The organism is Pseudomonas sp. 50_B (genome assembly GCF_017491625.1).
Classification (GTDB): domain Bacteria; phylum Pseudomonadota; class Gammaproteobacteria; order Pseudomonadales; family Pseudomonadaceae; genus Aquipseudomonas; species Aquipseudomonas danubii.
In genome coordinates, this window is the sequence record NZ_JAFGYX010000002.1 from 158,529 (window position 1) to 178,944 (window position 20,416).

The following is a 20,416-nucleotide window of genomic DNA, read 5'->3' on the forward strand; positions in this document are numbered from 1 at the left end:
TAACTTCACCTCAATCCCTCAAAAACCAGCCCAAGAATAATGCACAACAAAAATCAACCATCTAGAAGGCACATATCAAGTCAACTGGATTTCTCTGTAGCTCCCGCATTAAATTTTACGGCAAGAAAAACCAAAGGAAAATAAGCAATCACAAGACCTAATATTCCATCCAGCCCGAATACACCTACGCATATGGCAATAGGTAGTAACCAAAGAGTATTTATAGTAGCAATAGCAAGAGTAACGGGTAAATGACCTTTAAAATGACGAGATGCATATTGATAAGCGTGACTACGGTGCGCTTCGTAGATCTTATCTCCACGAATAAAACGGCGGAGCAGCGTGAACGTCGCATCTACAATAAAAACGCCGAGCAGAATTAGCCAAACCCATATTAGATGAGGGGATACCAATGCTGCCTGAAGAGACAGAATCCCAAGGATCAATCCCAAGAAACCACTGCCTGCATCCCCCATGAAAATACGTGCGGGAGGGAAGTTCCAGTACAGAAACCCTGATACAGCAGCAATTAACAATAAAGGAGTTGAAACGAGCTCGTTTTCTCCACTCAACCAATAAACCAAGCAAGCGCCAATACAAACACTCACTGCCTCAATACTGGCAATCCCGTCAATTCCGTCCATGAAGTTATAGAGATTAAGCAACCAGACAAGATAGACGGCAGCCAATAAATATCCTACCCACCCCAGATCAAGAACAACGCCAAATACATCAACGGAGGGGACCACCTGCAGCCAACACAAGGCCCAACCCGCCCCAGAAAAATGGGCAAGTAATCTCCATCTGGCAGCGATATGCCCATGATCATCAAGGAATCCAACCATGGCAATCAGCGTTCCGGCGCCTACCAAACTTATAACGCTAGGCCAAGCCGCAAAGCCTTCCAAAGCTAGTAGAGGCAGAGCTGCCAGATAACTCACGACAATAGCCACCCCACCACCGCGAGGTGTTGGCAACAAATGAGAACTTCGCTCATTAGGTATGTCGATCAAACTGCGAGCGATAGCATATCTACGTAGAGATCCGGTCAAAAGCAGCGAACAGACGAGAACCGCCACAAAAAAAACAACAATCATGAGTTTCCCCGAAACATTACCAATACCTGATAAAGCTACATCGATGGCCAGGAGTGGTCTTTGATTTTACACGACTAGACAAAAATGGCGAAACCTATACCAGCGACCAATGAGCTAAAAAACATTTTTAGCACTATAGCCTCAAAAAACAACTCACAAAAAATCGATATTCAGCGACTAATACTCCTAAGACAGCCAACTTCAAGATCAAGTAGACCGTCTGCAACGCGTTATCTTACTCGCATAAAACCAAAAAAAGCAGATATTGACTATCTTCAACCATCCTCAAAAAAACAAAAATATGACTAAAAAGATAAAAAACAAACCCCGCCATTAAAACTTGCAAATCCATTAGTAACGACAGAAGCAATTCCACGTAAAAAGCACTTAATTCAAGCTCTACAACTGATTTAATTATTTTCTACGCTTGAACCCATCAACCGTTTTTCTCAATGCCTCGTCAACCCCAATCACCGGTTGCCATCCAAGAACCTTCCTAGTTTTTTCGACATCAACTTGCAAAGAACCAAGAAGACGCTGAGCCTGAGACTTTTTACCAAGAACCTGAAAAATCGCACGTAGTAAAAACGTAGGAACTGGCAGCAACCAAGTATTACGCCCCAAAGCCCTTCCAACACGTTGAAAAAGCTGAGTCGCAGTTAAATCTTCATCATCACTGACAAGAAATACTTGATTAGATGCATCAGGGTGATTCATACAAGTAAAAATCAAATCAACCAAATTATCCAATGCAACAAAACTACGTTTATTCACCAGCCTGCCAAAAGGTAATGGAATTCCGCGATCTAACCAGGAGATCATATTATAAAAGTTAGCTTTTACTCCATCACCATAAACTAAAACAGGCCTGATAATCACAACATCCATTTCTGAATCAGCGGCTATCTCCAGTAAACCCTGTTCCGCCTCAAGCTTCGAGATTCCATAATAATCAGAAGGCGCAGGCTCGTCATCGGCACGAAATGGTCGATCGGAGCTTGTAACTTCACCATTGACCTTGATTGAACTTAAAAAAATAAATCTTTTAACTCCACTCGCCAATGCCTCCCGCGCCAAATTTAATGTCCACTCGGTATTCACCTTACGGTATTCGGACAAAGCATTGGGCGAATACTCATCCATTACATGAACCCTTGCAGCAGTATGGATGACAACATCAACACCAAGCAGCGAGACGTTTTCAGTTTCTAAATTAACGACATCATGTACAGCACATTGCAAAGGAGAACTAGATTTACGAACAGCGGCGGTAACTTTAATATCATTAAGTGAAGCTAAGCGCTGTAAAACTGCCCCTCCGACAAAACCACTTGCCCCAGTTAGAAACACATGCATCATTACCTCATACTCCTAGGCTTACGGAACAACTCATACAGTTTGAAGGGGAGCTTTAAAAGCACCATAAATATATTCGTATACAAACCATTGTTCCTGCAAGCAGTCACTATCTCTAAATTAAGCCTCAAACTACTCTTAAACCCAGAAGTACTAACACCGCCCGAGCGCATACGCACAAGGACTTTATTAATATATAAATACTTCAAACCATGTACATAAAGCTGACGAACGAACATTTCGTAGTCAGCAGCAATTTTGTATTTAAGCGAATAAGCACCAACCTTTTCATATGCAGATTTACGAATAAAAGTAGCAGGATGAGGAGGCATCCAGCCAAAACGCAATCGCCATACAGAAAATCTATTAGCACGATAAAACCGCGTAACTTTCTTTAGGTCGGACGGTTCAACAAAAACAACATCGCCAAAAACAATATCAACTTCTGGTTTTTTATCAAATGCACCAACCACATAAGACAATATGCTTTCACTTTCGTAAAAATCGTCTGAATTCAATATCCCTACGATATCGCCAGTAGCTAAAGCGACACCTTTGTTCATCGCATCGTAGATCCCGTTATCTTTTTCTGTTACAAAAGTACTTATTTTATTTCCGTAAGATTTGACTATATCGATAGTTCCATCATTAGAACCACCATCCACAACTATATATTCAACATCGACATAATCTTGAGACAAAACCGACTCAATAGTATCTTTAATAGTAGAAGAACTATTATAACAAACGGTAACAATAGAGATTTTCAAGCACACCTCTTAGACACGGCCATACAAATCTTCAAACCTTACAATATCATCCTCCCCAAGATAGGAACCAGACTGTACCTCAATCAGCTCTAATGGAATTACACCTGGATTTTCAAGAGTATGCATTTGCCCTATAGGGATATAAGTAGATTGATTTTCTGCAACTAGATAAACTTTATCACCATTAGTAACTTTTGCTGTACCACTAACAACAACCCAATGCTCCGCTCGATGATGATGCATTTGCAATGACAATTTAGCACCAGGATTAACCGTAATACGCTTGACCTGATAGCGAGCACCATTGTCTATAGAATCATAGACACCCCAAGGTCGATATACTTCCCGATGATTCTTATATTCGGAACGACCAGAGGACTTTAGCTTTTCAACAATTTTCTTTACTTCTTGAACATGCTCTTTATGAGCAATCAGAACCGCGTCCTTGGTCTCTACAACGATTAGATTATCGACTCCAACAGTACTAACCAAACGACTTCCAGAATAGATATAGTTATTAGTAGAGCCTTCTACTATTACATCACCACGGCAAATATTTCCCTGAGAATCCTTATCTCCTACATCCCATAATGCGGCCCAAGAACCAATATCACTCCAGCCAGCATCCATTGGCACAACAACTGCATCTTTCGTTTTTTCCATCACCGCATAGTCAATCGACTCATCTGGACATTTTTCAAACTCATCACGTCCCACCCGAGTGAAATTCATGTCCTGCTCCCCCTTGCACAAAGCTTCACGACAAGCGCTCAGGATGTCAGGGCGGAAATGCTCTAGCTCACACAAATAACGGCTGGCACGAAACATGAACATGCCACTATTCCAGAGATAACAGCCACTCTCCAAATACGAGTTAGCCAATTCCTGAGGTGGTTTCTCGACAAATCGAGCCACTTCAAAACCACCACTTTCTAAGCCTGCACCCTTCTGGATGTAACCATAGCCTGTTTCAGGATGAGTAGGGTTAATGCCAAAGGTAACCAACTTTCCATCAATAGCTAATGGCAGTGCTTTATGAATACAGGATTGAAAGGCTACAACATCATTAATTAAATGATCAGCCGCCAAAACAAGCAATATAGGATCTTGACCATTCAAACATTCTTGAATTGCAACTAACGCAACTGCAGGTGCGGTATTCCGACCAGCGGGCTCCAATAGAATATTAAACTTTTCTAGACCTTGTTGCCTTAACTGTTCGGCTGCCAGAAAACGGTGATCTTCATTACAAATCACGCGTGGCGTAGCCGTTTCCAAACCGTTCAAGCGAGCGATAGTCGCTTGCAACATGGACATTTCAGCATCTGCCAAACACAGGAACTGCTTAGGATTTAGCTGGCGGGAGAGCGGCCATAGACGAGAGCCCGAACCACCTGCCATAATTATCGGAACTAACATAGATTTTCTCTTCAACTAAATTAAAATCATAGCAGTAATTTATTTTTCAACAGCAATTTCTAGAATTCTTCGCCCAACAGACTCCCAATCTTTTGGAATCATCTTCAATTGCTCGCTCCAATCGGGCCAATACCCAGTAGATAGCTTTCTATGTAACTCATCAACTGCACATCTCAAAGACTCGACATCATCAACCACAAAATATATAGCCTGATCTCCACACAGGGCTCTGGCGTATTCAAGATCGGGACAAACTATAGGAATGCCAATAAACATCGCTTCAACAAGCGGAAAACCATAGCTTTCATCTTTAGACAAAAACAAAAGAGCATCAGCAAGATTATAAGAGTCTAACATTCTCTGCGACGATAGCCGCCCACAGCAATGAATCCAGGAAATATCCTTAGCAGGGTGAGCCTCTTGCTCAATGGTTAACTCAAGGCTCTCGACTGGCCACTGTGATGCACTATTAGCTTGTATACTATCCAGTAGTTTATGATTTTTATGTGGATAGTCGGCAGCTGGATAAAACAAACGTAACGGAGCATCAGTTGCCACGACTCGTCCCCCACGCACTACTCCTGCGTTAAGAAGCCAGTTAGGTACAGGTTGAGGTACAACATGTACTCGTGCTCTTAACGAAGGATAAGATTTAATAAGAGCATCACGCATTAGCGCTGTCTGGACTATAAATGCTTGTGCATATCTTATGTTAAGAGAAAATATCCACCGAAAAACCAAAAACTTTAGACTTGATTTATTCCAACTAATCTTATCAGGAACTAACAAGTGCGAATTTTGCACAAAAACTGTTTGTTTTGCACTACAACGAATAGGCAGATCCCCCATAACCAAAAGAGGAGTGTCTCCACCAAAGCGTCTACCGAAGAATACACATTCCAAAAAACGAGAAATCGAATTCGGGAGATACCTTCTATAGTAGAATTTATTTATAGAGTTATCATCGACCACATACTCAGAAAGCTCTCCAACACTTGGAAGATAGAGTTCCTTAAGTCTGATACTTTCACATTGCTCAAGTGCTGGTAGCAACGACTTCAGCAATTGCACTGCCCCCAATCCCGCAATATTTGTTAGATGTAAACGAACGTTCTTTACGCTCATAAAAAACTACTCCAAATACCAGGGCGAAGAAACTTCTTTTCGCTTTAAACCCTTTACCTGCATTATAGACAGCATGTAACCTGCAGCAACATCAGGTTGAATTGCGATAGCCGCGACATTTGTAGCAGAGGTTAGCTCTTGAGAGAGCTGTGAGTCCTGTAAAAAAACCTCAAGCGTTTTTTTAAGTGAATGAGGCTCTTGAATATTAAAAATCATACCAGCAGTAAAACGCTCTAAAATAACACTTGCTCCAACTTGATCACTACAAATTACAGGAACGCCAGCGCATATAGCCTCATTCACGACAACTCCCCAGCCATCGTGCCTACTCGGTAGTACCAAAACATCATATCGTGCAATCACTTCTTGAGCGGAGCCAAAAGGAATTACTCCACAGTACCTAACCGTCACACCATCAATATTGTAAAGTCGTGGCTCCCCTGAACCATAGACATCAAGCACAACACGATCACCTAAGCTGCTAACAGCATCTATTAGCAAGTCCAACCCTTTTCTTGCAATCAAGGCTCCCACAAAAACAATTCGAAGTTTTTCATTCTTTGAATATACCCCTGACGGCCCTGGAGAATCAGACTTCAATGAAGGTATAAAATAGCCAAATGGAAATATTTTATCACTAGAGATACCGGCTTTAGTGTATTGAATAATTGCTTTTTTTGATATTGCAAACACCCCTGAAACCCAACGATTAAGCACTAAGGCATAAAGCCTGTAGATATAAGGTCGTGCTCTAGCTTTAATATTTGCAATAGCAAACTTATCTTCAGAAAAATAGCCAAGAGAAATAGGTGAGTATGGTTCGGACACGAGATAAAATTCGACCTTGAACCAAATTGCCAGTAACAAACAGTAAATCATCTTAATACTTTGGAAGGCACTTCCAAATATATGAACATCCCTTTGATGCTCACGCATATGCCTGTAACAATATTGCATCCATTTTTTTTGTGGGATTAATCTTCTATCTATAGACCCGACTTGAGTATCAAGCCAACCTTGAGAACGACGAGTATTATCCTCAAGTGTCAAGACATAAGCTAACAAAGGAGACTTTGCTTGTTGGGAAAGCTCCTCATAAGTATAAGCCTGATGATCAGTCAAAACTGGTTGCCAAGTGATGAAAGAACGGGGTTGAGTCATGATATCTCCCCAGTAATGAAATCAAGGACCGCCTGACCAGCCGACAAAGGTGAACAACGCTCAAGGACAATCAAGCTACCTTTCTCAGCACAACTTCGGCCTAAATCCGTGTCATCGACAACCAGCTTCAATATATCTGCTAGCTCTTTCGGATCATTTGATCCTAAGTATAAGGCACCCTCCCCCAAAACTTTACGGACATCACTGATATCCGTACTTATCACCAATAGCCCAGCTTCCGCAAACTCAATGACCTTTGATGGGAAAGTTGTGTCGGCCATCTCGCCGCCGATAGGTTTCAATGCCAGACCAGCACAGCATCGCTCAAGGATTTCTATATATTCAAGATTAGTTGTACGGCCATGAACCGTAACTTTAGGAAAACCATCTTCTAACGCTAGCTGCTTAAGAGCATCTAACCCTTCACCTTTACCGGTAACTTGAAAGGACAGTTTTTTAACCCAGAGCTCCTCACTTCTACGAAGCATACGAACAGTATCAATTAGTAAATTTACGCCCGTATCCGCGCTAAGAGTTCCCCCCATCAAAACATGACGTTCAGGCTCCAACCATGAAATACACTTAACTTTAGGAGTTGAGACAGAACCATAGTAGCAATGAATAGGTCGAATAGCCGTTCTACTGGCCAAAGCGCTACAAGCAAGAAGGGCCCCATTCGAACAGTACCGATCATAAACCCACACCAAGAAGCGATTCCATCGAACTTTTATTACAGTTTGCTTTGCATTGAAATTTTCACCATCTTCTAAGTCCAAGAAACGTCTATAACCCGTAAAAACAGAAATAAAAAGAAGAGGCAGATAGGCACTCATCCTATTATAAAAAACAACTGACCTTGAGGGACTTTTTGAAAGACGAAACAACATTCCAATCAATGAGAATAGAGAAAGCACTTGAGAAAAAAAACGGACATGAGAGAAAGAAGAATAAATAACAGATATACCATTAACTCTCTTAGCCTTACGGCCGTAATATTTAAGTGCCCCATTAGTACTACCTCGACCCAAGCTCAAAACATAGGGCCTCGCTCCGGCGGTACGCAATGCCTGACACAGCATAAATACTTTACGAGATGCTGCAGGACTGTCGCTACCAATTCCCCTTTCGGTACGAGTTGCATCATCCAATGCATTACAAACTATGAGCACAACTGGTTTTTTCACTGCAATTGCCTCTTTACAATGGAGGGGACACCCGCAACTAATGTATTTTTAGGAACATCGCGAACCACAACAGAACCAGCGGCGATAATGGCCCCATCACCAATTGTCACACCACCAAGAATCAAACTTTTTGCCCCAATCCAACAACCATTGCCTACTAATATTGGACGAGCAATACCCTGACCAGCTCGTCGAGCTTCACCACCAATGGCATGGCTTCCTAAAACAAACTCTACGCCTGGCCCAATATCACAATCAGAACCTAATCTTATTTCAGCTTCTATGTTAGTATGAAAAACAACACCTGGACTCAACCAGGTTCTCTCTGCAATGCTTAAAGAACCTCGACCATATATCCAGCCGCGGCCACAAAACTTCACTCCTCTCGCAAGATTCACACCGGCAATACGCCACAGCAAGTATCGTAGGCCAAAAAAACGAGAAGGAGGTAATATAGAAAGAACTAAATTTATTAAATGCCTCAGCATAATACTCAACTCATCTAAAATGAGCACCTTGGATAATAATACAAAGAAACAAAAAACTGACCACCCCAACTCTCGCTCTGCAAGAATATGCGGTGGTCGAATTACACATAACTAACAGACTGATTGTTAATCAGCTTGAGCGAGCTTTAAGCCCATTTTCTGAAAACCATTCATACGCCTCACGCAACCCGGATCTCAAGTTGATACTTGACTTCCAGCCTAAAAGTTCAATACGTGAAACATCCATTAGCTTTCGAGGAGCCCCATCAGGTTTAGTGGCATCAAATATCACCCTACCTTTAAATCCAGTAACCTGAGAAATTGTCTCTGCCAACTCTCGAATAGTACAGTCTTCGCCAGTTCCAACATTAATGTGTGAGAGCATAGGCTGAGTGTGCCGCTCATAAACATCTCGCGACAGTTCCATAACATAGACTGACGCGCTGGCCATATCGTCGACATGTAGAAACTCACGCTTCGGCGAGCCACTCCCCCAAATAACCACTTCATCCTTATTATACAAAACAGCCTCATGAAAGCGACGAAGTAACGCAGGTATCACATGAGAATTATCTGGATGATAATTATCATTAGGGCCATACAAATTAGTCGGCATTACACTTCTATAGTCTCGACCATATTGACGGTTATAACTTTCACACAACTTGATTCCAGCGATCTTCGCAATCGCATAGGGCTCATTTGTTGGCTCCAACTTCCCCTGCAACAAATCACTTTCAGCCATTGGCTGAGGAGCTGCTACAGGATAAATGCAAGAGGACCCCAAAAAGAGCAATTTCTGCACACCATTCATATGCGCAGAGTTAATCACATTAGTCTGCATTACCAAGTTTTCATAAATAAATTCTGCGGGATAGGTATTATTCGCATGAATACCCCCTACTTTCGCCGCAGCCATGTAAACTTGTTTAATTTTATTTTTAGAAAAAAAACCTTCAACAGCCCGCTGATCAAGAAGATTTAATTCGTTTCTATCTCGAGTGATTAGATTTTTATAACCCAGACTTTGCAACCGACGCATTATGGCGGAGCCAACCATCCCATTATGACCAGCAATAAATATGCCGTCTTCCTGATAATTAGTCATATCAGTTCTCCAAAGAAACAGGCAGATCGTAACCATGCTTCTTCAGCAGCGCATGTCGTTTGGCTACCTTAAGATCTTCACAGATCATCTCAGCACACATTTCTTGAGCCGTAATTTCTGGAGTCCAGCCTAACTTCACTTTAGCTTTAGTAGGATCACCTAACAATGTTTCCACTTCGGCAGGACGGAAGTAGCGCGGATCGATACGCACAATCACGTCGCCTGGCTTCAACGACGGAGCGCTATCCCCCACGATAGACTCAATGAAGCCTTTTTCTTCTAGGCCACTTCCCTCAAAACGAATTTTTATTCCTAGCTCGGCGGCAGACCATAAAATAAAATCACGAACAGAATATTGCACACCAGTAGCTATTACAAAATCTTCAGGCTTATCTTGCTGAAGCATCATCCATTGCATGCGTACGTAATCTTTGGCATGTCCCCAGTCACGAAGTGCATCCATATTCCCCATATACAAACACTGCTCGAGACCTTGAGCAATATTGGCTAATCCCCGAGTAATTTTTCGAGTAACAAAGGTTTCACCGCGACGTGGTGATTCATGATTAAAAAGAATTCCGTTACAGGCATACATTCCATATGCCTCTCTGTAGTTTACAACAATCCAGTAAGCATATAGTTTTGCAACAGCATATGGGGACCGTGGATAAAATGGAGTTGTTTCACGCTGCGGAACCTCCTGAACTAGCCCATAAAGCTCCGAGGTCGAAGCTTGATAAAAACGGGTTTTTTTCTCCAGCCCCAATAAACGGATTGCCTCTAAGATACGCAGCGTCCCCATTGCATCAACATCCGCAGTATATTCAGGAGACTCGAAACTTACAGCAACATGGGACTGAGCCCCTAAGTTGTAGACTTCATCAGGTTTAACTTCTTGAATGATCCGAGTTAGATTTGAAGAATCAGTTAAATCACCATAATGCAAAATAAAACGCTGATCATCAACATGTGGATCCTGATAAATATGATCTACTCTTTGGGTATTAAAGGAAGAAGCACGACGCTTGATACCGTGGACCTCATAACCCTTTTCCAGCAGAAACTCTGCCAGGTATGATCCGTCCTGCCCTGTAATACCAGTAATCAATGCTTTTTTAGCTGTCATTTCCACTTCCTAAATCTACAGTTCTGATATTGCCAAAAAAAATCACAAACAAAAAAAAATGTCAACAGAAGATAATTATCCGAAAAAACAAAGAAAGGCATAATGGCGTAACTGAAAGCCCTTGACAGATACGAAGATGAGCCTACACATTTTCATCATCAACAGAATCTCTTCGATTATCAATGCTTGGGTATATACCATGTAACATCATTGTATTTTGATGCCAGTTTTACACTCTGGCAATATCGAAACGTCTAAGAGCGCATACTCATCTAAAAAACAAGCAGAACCCTAGCAATAGGAGCCGTACAATTCCAGCGTTATTTTGCACCGAGGATGGGCAACCTTCATACAAGGATGCTATTAGAGGCTACTGCTGGCCAAATCAACTAGCGATGACCTGACAACTCAAAATATAAAGCATGTGGGCGGGCAATCTAGCAAAAACCACCGAATACTTCGGCAAAAAAATACATCCCCCCCCCAAAAAAAAATAGAACTTCTCACGAAGAAGAAATTCATTCTGGCATACTTATCCACTCCAATTTCAAGTCAGCACCATCATGCATTTACGGCATCCGAATAAAAAATGAAGACCATTAGATAATATCATCCTCATTGACTCTATCCCTTAATTCCTTACCCGGCTTAAAGTGAGGCACAAACTTCCCATCCAAACTAACAGATTGACCTGTTTTAGGATTACGCCCAACACGCGGAGCACGGTAATGAAGGGAAAAACTACCAAACCCTCGAATCTCTATTCGATCCCCAGTAGCCAGACACTGAGACATTTGCTCAAGCATAGTCTTGATAGCCAACTCGACATCCTTGGATGACAGCAGCCCTTGATGGGTGACAATTCGTTCGATCAACTCCGACTTCGTCATATTTTTCCCTTCTTTTTCAAGCAGCTAGGTCAGTGCTCAAAAGGTTTTAGCATGCTCTGAAGGTTTTGAACAGCCCAAGAACTGCGCAGATAACACAAACTCCTTTTGCCAGTGATAGAGACGCAGACATGTAAACTCAGGCCTTTCTATCGACACATCACGAGCATCGTACGCGTGAGGTACCCCGCCGGATTCCAGCCGAAGGGAAAATCTCCCTCCTCGTCCTTGGCGTCGCTCGACTTAGTGATGATTTTGTAACCACCAGCCTTACATTCGCTCGCAGCACGCCTGTAGCACTGCCCCCAATCCGCTCCCAAACCTGAACAATCGATCTCAATACCACCGACCCCACGAACAGCATGAGTCTTTACATTGGTCGCACAACCAACCAACAAAAGAACCAAAACAATCATAACCAGCCTGCTCATGCTCTTCCTTATAGCAGCCCCTGCTGCTCGAATGATGCACATCCAAGGCAAAGCCTAGCTCCGAATACGCAGCCGGCCACCTAAGAAAGAGACAGCTCACGGTACGTGTTGGTTTCCCTTGCGGAGAACTCTCAAACTAACGATTTTGGAGCAAAAAAAAGAGCGACCGAAGTCGCCCTTTTTATGGTCTGACAGAACTTAGTTCTGCTTTTCCATCTGTGCACGCAGCAGGTCGCCCAGAGTGGTAGGACCAGCAGCGATATCCGAAGCAGCTGGCTTGTCGCGCAGGCTCTGGATAGCTTCTTTCTCGTCTTCAACGTCTTTCGACTTGATCGAGAGCTGGATTACACGGCTCTTACGGTCAACGCTGATGATCTTGGCTTCAACTTCTTCGCCTTCTTTCAGAACGTTACGCGCATCTTCGATGCGGTCGCGGCTGATTTCGGAGGCTTTCAGAGTAGCTTCGATATCGTTAGCCAGGGTGATGATGGCGCCTTTGGCGTCAACTTCTTTTACAACACCCTTAACGATTGCGCCTTTGTCGTTCTCTTGAACGTACTCGGAGAACGGATCGCTTTCCAGTTGCTTGATACCCAGGGAGATACGCTCGCGCTCTGGGTCAACCGACAGGATAACGGTGTCCAGTTCGTCGCCCTTCTTGAAGCGACGTACGGCTTCTTCGCCCACTTCGTTCCAGGAGATGTCGGACAGGTGAACCAGACCGTCGATGCCACCGTCCAGACCAATGAAGATACCGAAATCGGTGATCGACTTGATGGTGCCGGAGATCTTATCGCCCTTGTTGAACTGGCCAGAGAAGTCTTCCCACGGGTTGGACTTGCACTGCTTGATGCCGAGGGAGATACGACGACGCTCTTCGTCGATGTCCAGAACCATAACTTCCACTTCGTCGCCGACTTGTACGACTTTCGAAGGGTGGATGTTCTTGTTGGTCCAGTCCATTTCCGAAACGTGCACCAGACCTTCCACGCCTTCTTCCAGCTCAGCGAAGCAGCCGTAGTCGGTCAGGTTGGTTACACGAGCGGTAACGCGGGTGCTTTCTGGGTAACGAGCCTTGATAGCAACCCATGGATCTTCGCCCAGTTGCTTCAGGCCCAGGGAAACACGATTGCGCTCGCGATCGTACTTCAGAACCTTGACATCGATCTCGTCGCCAACGTTGACGATTTCGGAAGGATGCTTGATACGCTTCCAAGCCATGTCAGTGATGTGCAGCAGGCCATCGACGCCGCCCAGATCAACGAATGCGCCGTAGTCGGTGAGGTTCTTGACGATACCTTTGACTTGCTGACCTTCCTGCAGGGATTCCAACAGAGCTTCACGCTCAGCGGAGTTCTCGGCTTCGAGGACGCTACGACGGGAAACGACAACGTTGTTGCGTTTCTGGTCGAGTTTGATGACTTTAAACTCGAGCTCTTTGCCTTCCAGGTGCGTAGTGTCGCGCACTGGACGGACGTCAACCAGAGAACCTGGCAGGAACGCACGGATGCCGTTAACGTCGACTGTGAAGCCGCCTTTAACCTTACCGTTGATAACGCCCTTGACCACTTCTTCGGCTGCGAAGGCTGCTTCCAGAACGATCCAGCATTCAGCGCGCTTGGCTTTTTCACGGGAGAGCTTGGTTTCACCGAAACCGTCTTCAACCGAATCCAGAGCAACGTGAACTTCATCACCAACATTGATGGACAGTTCGCCAGCATCGTTGTAGAACTGCTCAAGCGGGATCAGTGCCTCAGACTTCAGACCAGCGTGAACAGTTACCCAACGCGCTTGGTAGTCGATGTCGACGATAACACCGGTGATGATGGAGCCTGCCTGAAGGTTCAGGGTTTTTAGGCTTTCTTCAAAGAGTTCCGCAAAGCTTTCGCTCATTTTAATTCCTGTTGATAAGGGCGAAGAATACGCCCATCTGCCACATCCCAGACAATGTGGGTTACGTTCATATAAAAGAAAGATCGCAGGACTATGACTGGTCCCCCGCGATCCTCCTTGTTCACCCGGCGATATCGCGGATGGCGATCTCACTCAAGATGCGTTGCAACACCTGATCGATGGACAACTCCGTGGAATCCAGCTGTATGGCGTCGGCCGCCGGCTTGAGCGGGGCTACCGCTCGCTGGGTGTCGCGCTCGTCGCGCGCACGTATCTCATCTAGCAGACTCGACAGACTAACACCATCGACTTTTCCCTTCAACTGCAAGTAACGCCGACGGGCACGCTCCTCGGCACTGGCAGTCAGGAAAATCTTCAATGGCGCATCAGGAAACACCACGGTGCCCATGTCGCGACCATCCGCAACCAGGCCCGGCGGCTCTTGGAATGCACGCTGACGCTGTAACAAGGCATCACGCACAGCCGGCAGCGCTGCCACTTGAGACGCCCAGGCTCCAACCTGCTCATTGCGCAGGTCGTCGGTCACATCATCGCCCTCGAGGATGATCCGCTGTGGATGATTTTCAGTGGCGCCGAGAAACTGCACATCCAGATGAGCTGCCAACAACTTCAGCGACTCTTCGTTAGTCAGGTCAACGCCATGATTGCGTGCGGCGAAAGCCAGCAGCCGGTAAAGAGCCCCGGAATCCAGCAGGCACCAACCCAGATGCTTGGCCAGCTTGCCAGCAATGGTGCCTTTACCTGAACCACTTGGCCCATCAATGGTGATCACGGGCGCCTTGATATTCACGACTGAGCCTCTTGCGCGACACGAATCCCCACCTGCGCGCACAACGCAAGAAAGTTCGGGAACGAGGTAGCAACGTTCGCACAGTCGTGGATACGAATCGGCGCATTGGCACGCAACGAAGCAACGCTGAATGCCATGGCGATACGGTGATCACCATGACCGTGCACTTCACCGCCCCCAATCTGGCCACCCTCAATAATGATGCCGTCAGGAGTTGGCTCACACTTGACTCCCAAGGTCAGCAAGCCATCAGCCATTACCTGGATACGATCGGACTCCTTGACCCGCAGCTCTTCCGCGCCACGCAGCACAGTACGCCCTTCGGCGCAGGCGGCAGCTACGAATAGCACAGGGAATTCGTCGATCGCCAATGGCACCAACTCTTCAGGAATCTCGATCCCCTTGAGCTTGGCAGCACGCACATGCAAATCGGCAACCGGCTCACCGCCGACTTCGCGCTGGTTTTCCAGACGAATATCAGCGCCCATGAGGCGCAGGATATCTATCACGCCAGTACGGGTCGGGTTGATTCCCACATGCTCCAGCACCAACTCAGAGCCTTCGGCGATGGAAGCAGCTACCAGGAAGAACGCCGCAGAAGAAATGTCTGCCGGGACTTCGATATGAGTTGCCTTGAGCTTACCGCCCGACTCAACCGATGCAGTTGCACCGTCAACACTCACCGGGTAGCCAAAACCACGCAGCATACGCTCAGTATGGTCGCGGGTCGGTGCTGGCTCTGTGACTGTGGTCTTCCCCTCAGCATACAAGCCAGCCAGCAGCAGACAGGACTTAACCTGGGCACTGGCCATTGGCAAGGTGTAGGTCAGCCCTTTGAGCTTGTGACCACCACGAATCACCATTGGCGGGCGACCCTCGGCCGCTGTCTCGATCACCGCACCCATTTCCCGCAGCGGGTTGGCCACGCGATTCATCGGACGCTTGGACAGCGAGGGGTCCCCCGTGAGGGTGCTGTCGAAGCTCTGCGCAGCCAGCAGACCGGAGAGCAGGCGCATCGAAGTGCCGGAGTTACCCAGATAGATCGGGCCCGGCGCTGGCTTCAAGCCATGCAGACCCACACCATGAATAGTCACACGCCCATGGTGCGGACCTTCAATGACCACCCCCATATCGCGGAAGGCCTGCAGCGTCGCCAGAGCATCCTCACCCTCGAGAAACCCCTCGACTTCGGTGGTGCCCTCAGCCAGGGAGCCAAGCATGATCGAACGGTGGGAAATCGATTTGTCGCCCGGTACACGAATCCGCCCAGACAGGCGGCCACCAGGATTTGCCAGGAAAATCAGATCGTTGGAGTTCATAGCGTCCACATAGGCCCGGCGGGCCAGGATTTTACCGAAATGCTCGCGGGCAACCCGGGCGCGAGTGAATACGCCCAACAACTGATGCCCGTCCCCTGCATTGACCGCGTCGCGCAAGGCGTCGAGATCGTTGCGAAATGTATCGAGTGTGCGCAGAACTGCTTCGCGGTTGGCGAGGAAGATGTCGTGCCACATGACCGGGTCGCTGCCGGCGATTCTCGTGAAATCGCGGAACCCGCCCGCAGCGTAACGGAAGATATCGAGATTTTCACTGCGCTTGGCCAGGGAGTCGACCAGACCAAATGCCAGTAAGTGCGGCAGGTGACTGGTCGCTGCCAGAACTTCGTCGTGGCGCTCGACCTGCATGTGCTCGACATCAGCCCCCAACTCACGCCAAAGCTTGTCGACCAGATCCAGCGCGGCAGGATCGGTTTGCTCCAGAGGCGTCAGAATCACCTTGTGACGACGGAACAACTGCGCATTGGAGGCTTCGACGCCGCTCTGCTCGGAGCCGGCAATAGGATGCCCCGGGACGAACCGAGCTGGCATACCCGCAAAGGCCGCCTGCGCCGCACGCACCACATTACCCTTGGCACTGCCAACATCGGTCAGCACCGCCGCCCCCAAATCCATGCAAGCCAACATTGCCAGCAGTTTTTCCATGGCCAGGATCGGTACCGCGAGTTGAATCACATCGGCACCCTGGCAAGCCAGAGCCAAGTCTTCCTCACAGCGATCCACCACCCCCAGCTCAACCGCCAACTGGCGGGACTGCGGATCCAGATCGACACCGACCACTTCGCGACATACACCACTTTCGCGCAACCCCTTGGCAAAGGAGCCACCAATCAACCCCAGGCCGATCACTACCAGGCGACCGATCATAGGCACAGCAGATTGCATTGGAATGACATCAACCACGGGCCAGAACCTTGGCCAAAGCCTCAAGGAAGCGAGTATTTTCCGCAGGCAAGCCAATGGTGACGCGCAAATGGTTCGGCATGCCGTAGTTAGCCACCGGACGCACAATCACACCTTCACGCAACAACCCCTGGAACACTGGCGCAGCTTCACGCCCCAGATCCACGGCGATGAAATTGCCCTTGGAAGGGATCCAGCTCAACCCCAGATCGCGGAAACCCGCCTCCAGCTGCTGCATGCCCGACTCATTCAGTCGACGGCTCTCAGCCAGGTAATCCTCGTCCAGCAAGGCGGCACAGGACGCCGCCAAAGCCAGGCTGTTGACATTGAATGGCTGACGCACCCGATTCAGCACATCCGCCACCACCGGGGTCGAGAGACCATAACCAACCCGCAAGGCCGCCAGACCATAGGCCTTGGAAAAGGTCCGTGACACCAGCAGGTTCGGGTAGGCTGCCAGAAAGTCCAGACCGTCAGGCAGGTCACTGCCTTCGGCATACTCGATATAGGCCTCATCCAGCACTACCAGCACATGGGCAGGCACGTCCTGAAGAAACTCATCCAGCGCCTCGGCACTGAACCATGTCCCTGTCGGGTTGTTCGGATTAGCGATGAACACCACACGGGTCTGCTCATCGATCGCCTGGAGCATGGCCGGCAAATCGTGCCCCCAGTTGTTGGCGGGAATTACTTTTGCCTGGGCACCGACTGCCTGGGTCACGATGGGGTAGACGGCAAACGCGTGTTCACTGAACACGGCATTCAGGCCTGGCGCCAGATAGGCGCGAGCCACCAACTCCAGAATGTCGTTGGAACCGTTACCCAGGGTTACCTGCTGGATCTCCACACCACAGCGCTCGGCCAACAGGGACTTGAGAGCAAAGCCGTTGCCATCAGGGTAACGGGTCAGCTCCGCCAGCTCGTCGCGAATCGCTGCTAGCGCCTTGGGGCTGGCGCCCAGCGGGTTTTCATTACTCGCCAGCTTGACGATGGTGGCCGGATCGATGTCCAGCTCACGAGCCAATTCGTCCACGGGCTTGCCCGGAACGTAAGGCGAAAGTTGTTGCACGCCTGGTTGTGCCAGTGCGAGGAAGTCGCCACTCATTGTTAAAGCCTCAGAGAACCGCTTTCGGGTAGGAACCCAGCACCTTGAGTGCCACTGCTTCCTGACTGATCTTCTCCAGCACATCCTTGATCAACGGATCACGGTGGTGGCCAACGAAGTCGATGAAGAACACATAGGTCCATTTGCCGCTGCGCGAGGGTCGGGTCTCGATGCGCGTCAGGTCGATGCCGTTGTCGTGGAACGGCACCAGCAGCTCGTGCAACGCACCGGGCTTGTTGCTCATGGAGACAATGATCGAGGTCTTGTCGTCGCCAGTCGGCGGCACTTCCTGATTACCGATCATCAAGAAGCGCGTGGAGTTGTCCGGACGATCCTCGATTTTCTCTGCCAGTCGCGTCAGGCCATACAGACCCGCTGCCATATCGCCGGCGATAGCCGCCGAATTCCATTCGCCCTTGACCCGCTTGGCCGCCTCAGCGTTGCTGGACACCGCCACGCGCTCGACATTCGGATAATGGGCGTCCAGCCACTTGCGGCACTGGGCCAGGGACTGGGCATGGGAATAGATACGGCTGATGCTGTCGGTCTTGGTGTTCTCGCCCACCAGCAGATGGTGGTGGATACGCAGCTCGACTTCGCCGCAGATCACCATATCGTGTTCGAGGAAGCTGTCGAGGGTATGGTTGACCGCGCCCTCGGTGGAGTTTTCCACCGGCACCACGCCGAAATTAACCGCACCGGCCGCCACTTCGCGGAACACTTCGTCGATCGCCGCCATCGGCTTGCTGATCACTGCATGACCGAAATGCTTCATGGCCGCAGCCTGGGTGAAGGTGCCTTCGGGACCGAGATAAGCCACCTTCAGCGGCTGCTCCAGCGCCAGGCACGAAGACATGATTTCGCGGAACAAACGCGCCATCTCTTCATTGCCCAGCGGCCCCTGGTTGCGCTCCATCACCCGCTTGAGCACCTGAGCCTCGCGCTCGGGACGATAGAACACCGGCACTTCGCCTTCTGCCAGGGAAGCCATCTTCACCCGGGCAACTTCCTGAGCACAGCGCGCACGTTCACTGATCAACTCCAGGACCTTCTCGTCCAGAGCATCAATGCGCAGGCGCAGGGCCTTGAGTTCTTGCTCAGACATCAGCCGTGTTCCTTCTCGAACTCCGCCATGTAGGCTACCAGCGCATTGACTGCGTTGATGTCCACGGCGTTATAGATGGAGGCGCGCATGCCGCCCACCGAGCGATGGCCCTTGAGGTTGAGCAGGCCACGAGCCTCGGCGCCAGCCAGGAACGGCTTGTCCAGGCGATCGTCGGCCAGGCGGAACGGCACGTTCATCCACGAGCGGTCGGACTTGTTGATCGGGTTGCTGTACAGGCCGCTGGCATCGATGAAGTCATACAGGGTGCGCTGCTTGACTTCGTTGAGCTTGGCGATGGCTTCCACCCCGCCCTGCTCCTTCAGCCATTCGAACACCAGGCCGGACAAGTACCAGGCCAGGGTCGGCGGCGTGTTGTACATCGAGCCGTTATCCGCAGCGACCTTGTAGTCGAGCATGGTCGGGCACAGGGAACGGGCACGCCCCAGCAGGTCTTCGCGAATGATGTTCACCAGGATGCCGCTAGGACCGATGTTCTTCTGCGCGCCGGCGTAGATCATGCCGAAACGGGAGATATCCACAGGGCGCGAGAGGATGTCGGAAGACATGTCGGCCACCAGGGGAACATCGCCGGTTTCTGGAATCCAGCTGAACTCCAGGCCACCAATGGTTTCGTTCGGCGCGTAATGCACATAGGCGGCGTCCTTCGACAGCTGCCATTCGTTCTGGCCGGGAATTGCAAAGTAGTCATAAGGCTTGGCAGTGGCCGCGACATTGACCTGACCGTAGCGGGAAGCCTCTTCGATGGCTTTCTGCGACCAGATACCGGTGTCGATGTAGTCAGCCTTGCCGCCTTCTGGCAGCAGGTTCAGTGGAATCTGGGCAAATTGCTGGCTGGCGCCACCTTGCAGAAACAGCACTTTATAGTTCGAGGGGATATTCAGCAGATCACGCAGATCCTGCTCGGCCTTGGTGGCAATGGAGACGAATTCATCACTGCGATGACTCATCTCCATGACCGACAGGCCCTTGCCATGCCAATCCAGCAATTCGGCCTGGGCACGCAACAGGACAGCTTCAGGTAGCGCAGCGGGACCTGCGCAGAAGTTATAGGCTCGTTTGCTCACATCCACTCTCGCTATGCATTCACGG

Annotated in this window: 18 protein-coding genes; all 18 read right to left on the reverse strand. The window is 48.6% G+C overall.

The genetic code is table 11. The features are described from left to right. Positions 1-80: 80 nt before the first annotated feature. Positions 81-1,097 (reverse strand): glycosyltransferase family 4 protein, encoded by a 1,017-nt coding sequence (locus tag J5M73_RS03805; protein WP_102860863.1) that lies wholly within the window; start codon positions 1,095-1,097, stop codon positions 81-83. Between the two features lie 414 nt (positions 1,098-1,511). Next, positions 1,512-2,456: an SDR family oxidoreductase gene (locus tag J5M73_RS03810; protein ID WP_102860862.1), complete on the reverse strand. Its 945-nt coding sequence runs from the start codon at positions 2,454-2,456 to the stop codon at positions 1,512-1,514. After that, the gene (locus J5M73_RS03815; protein WP_102860861.1) at positions 2,456-3,223 is read right to left on the reverse strand and encodes a glycosyltransferase family 2 protein; all 768 of its coding nucleotides are present in this window, start codon (positions 3,221-3,223) and stop codon (positions 2,456-2,458) included. The genes J5M73_RS03810 and J5M73_RS03815 overlap by 1 nt, the downstream gene beginning before the upstream one ends. A 9-nt stretch (positions 3,224-3,232) precedes the next feature. Continuing rightward, entirely contained in the window at positions 3,233-4,642 is a 1,410-nt protein-coding gene (locus J5M73_RS03820) for a mannose-1-phosphate guanylyltransferase/mannose-6-phosphate isomerase (RefSeq protein ID WP_102860860.1), read from the reverse strand. Positions 4,643-4,681: 39 nt separating this feature from the next. After that, on the reverse strand, positions 4,682-5,767 hold the full coding sequence (locus tag J5M73_RS03825) for a glycosyltransferase (protein ID WP_102860859.1): 1,086 nt from the start codon (positions 5,765-5,767) through the stop codon (positions 4,682-4,684). A 6-nt stretch (positions 5,768-5,773) separates the two neighbouring features. Then, on the reverse strand, positions 5,774-6,928 hold the full coding sequence (locus tag J5M73_RS03830; protein WP_102860858.1) for a glycosyltransferase family 4 protein: 1,155 nt from the start codon (positions 6,926-6,928) through the stop codon (positions 5,774-5,776). Beyond that, positions 6,925-8,112 (reverse strand): glycosyltransferase, encoded by a 1,188-nt coding sequence (locus tag J5M73_RS31810; protein ID WP_146036382.1) that lies wholly within the window; start codon positions 8,110-8,112, stop codon positions 6,925-6,927. The genes J5M73_RS03830 and J5M73_RS31810 overlap by 4 nt, the downstream gene beginning before the upstream one ends. Beyond that, on the reverse strand, positions 8,109-8,669 hold the full coding sequence (locus J5M73_RS03840) for a DapH/DapD/GlmU-related protein (protein ID WP_242553879.1): 561 nt from the start codon (positions 8,667-8,669) through the stop codon (positions 8,109-8,111). The genes J5M73_RS31810 and J5M73_RS03840 overlap by 4 nt, the downstream gene beginning before the upstream one ends. 61 nt (positions 8,670-8,730) lie before the next feature. Continuing rightward, positions 8,731-9,708, reverse strand: coding sequence for a GDP-L-fucose synthase (locus J5M73_RS03845; protein WP_207815057.1), 978 nt, complete (start codon positions 9,706-9,708; stop codon positions 8,731-8,733). Between the two features lies 1 nt (position 9,709). Next, the gene (gene gmd / locus J5M73_RS03850) at positions 9,710-10,834 is read right to left on the reverse strand and encodes a GDP-mannose 4,6-dehydratase (protein ID WP_102860854.1); all 1,125 of its coding nucleotides are present in this window, start codon (positions 10,832-10,834) and stop codon (positions 9,710-9,712) included. Positions 10,835-11,433: 599 nt separating this feature from the next. After that, positions 11,434-11,724 carry an integration host factor subunit beta gene (gene ihfB / locus J5M73_RS03855; protein WP_102860853.1) on the reverse strand — a complete coding sequence of 97 codons (291 nt, stop codon included), beginning with the start codon at positions 11,722-11,724 and terminating at the stop codon, positions 11,434-11,436. Between the two features lie 146 nt (positions 11,725-11,870). After that, positions 11,871-12,152: a hypothetical protein gene (locus J5M73_RS03860; protein WP_102860852.1), complete on the reverse strand. Its 282-nt coding sequence runs from the start codon at positions 12,150-12,152 to the stop codon at positions 11,871-11,873. 198 nt (positions 12,153-12,350) lie between these two features. After that, positions 12,351-14,045, reverse strand: a complete 1,695-nt coding sequence (gene rpsA, locus J5M73_RS03865) for a 30S ribosomal protein S1 (RefSeq protein ID WP_007931318.1) — start codon at positions 14,043-14,045, stop codon at positions 12,351-12,353. 121 nt (positions 14,046-14,166) lie between these two features. After that, positions 14,167-14,856, reverse strand: coding sequence for a (d)CMP kinase (cmk, locus tag J5M73_RS03870; protein WP_011062580.1), 690 nt, complete (start codon positions 14,854-14,856; stop codon positions 14,167-14,169). Continuing rightward, entirely contained in the window at positions 14,853-17,060 is a 2,208-nt protein-coding gene (locus J5M73_RS03875; protein ID WP_102860850.1) for a bifunctional prephenate dehydrogenase/3-phosphoshikimate 1-carboxyvinyltransferase, read from the reverse strand. Before J5M73_RS03875 ends, cmk begins: the two co-directional genes overlap by 4 nt. 28 nt (positions 17,061-17,088) lie before the next feature. Beyond that, a complete protein-coding gene (hisC, locus tag J5M73_RS03880; RefSeq protein ID WP_102860849.1) occupies positions 17,089-18,201 on the reverse strand; it encodes a histidinol-phosphate transaminase in 1,113 nt (370 codons plus the stop codon). A gap of 10 nt (positions 18,202-18,211) precedes the next feature. Next, positions 18,212-19,306, reverse strand: coding sequence for a prephenate dehydratase (gene pheA / locus J5M73_RS03885; protein ID WP_016964092.1), 1,095 nt, complete (start codon positions 19,304-19,306; stop codon positions 18,212-18,214). Further along, on the reverse strand, positions 19,306-20,391 hold the full coding sequence (serC, locus tag J5M73_RS03890; protein ID WP_102861003.1) for a 3-phosphoserine/phosphohydroxythreonine transaminase: 1,086 nt from the start codon (positions 20,389-20,391) through the stop codon (positions 19,306-19,308). Before serC ends, pheA begins: the two co-directional genes overlap by 1 nt. Positions 20,392-20,416 lie beyond the last annotated feature (25 nt).